The following is a 636-nucleotide window of genomic DNA, read 5'->3' on the forward strand; positions in this document are numbered from 1 at the left end:
TCTTTATTATAATAACATCATCTTGATTCTTTAGAAAAAATAGCCCAAACTAATTTGCCATGCATTCATTTTTCCATTACCTAAGATCTTGGGATAGACGGAGTCCTTAATTGACTGATCAGCCGATTCACTGCATGCAAGATTATAATTGGCAGAAACCTGTAGATGATTTAATATGGTTGCTCCGGCACCGATATTAACACTTAGCTGTGCTGCCTTGAAATCCCAATCTTCATAATTGGTAGATACGGTTTTATCGCCGACATTAAAGCCAAATTGAGGACCGGCAAAAATGTATACTTCCAATAGTTTTGATAATCCCAAACCATAACGCAAGTTGACAGGAATAACGATCTGTTGCTGTTTTATTGTTGTGGAATATAATGGTATTGGAATAATATCTGTTTCTACTTTTGCACTGCGTTGGTCATAAAGGAGAGAACCATCAATGCCAAATCCTAATGGCAAAGCTATCTTAGCAGTTGGGCCAAAAAAGAAACCGTTATTGTTTTTCTCATAATTATGAATAGTAGAACTATTAATATCGGTCATATTTAAACCACCTTTCACTCCAAATGTTACCTGTGAGAAGACTGTAAGGTTAGTCATAGTAACAAAGAATAATAAAATTAAAAA

The 636-nt window shown here is 34.7% G+C and carries 1 protein-coding gene; it reads right to left on the reverse strand.

Features of this window, described 5'->3' with window-relative positions; all coding sequences use genetic code 11:
- Window positions 1-30: 30 nt before the first annotated feature.
- On the reverse strand, window positions 31-636 hold a 606-nt coding region (locus tag JCM15092_RS14320), incomplete at its 5' end, for a porin family protein (protein ID WP_235782389.1).

Origin of the sequence: Phocaeicola paurosaccharolyticus JCM 15092 (genome assembly GCF_000613805.1) — a bacterium.
GTDB lineage: Bacteria > Bacteroidota > Bacteroidia > Bacteroidales > Bacteroidaceae > Phocaeicola > Phocaeicola paurosaccharolyticus.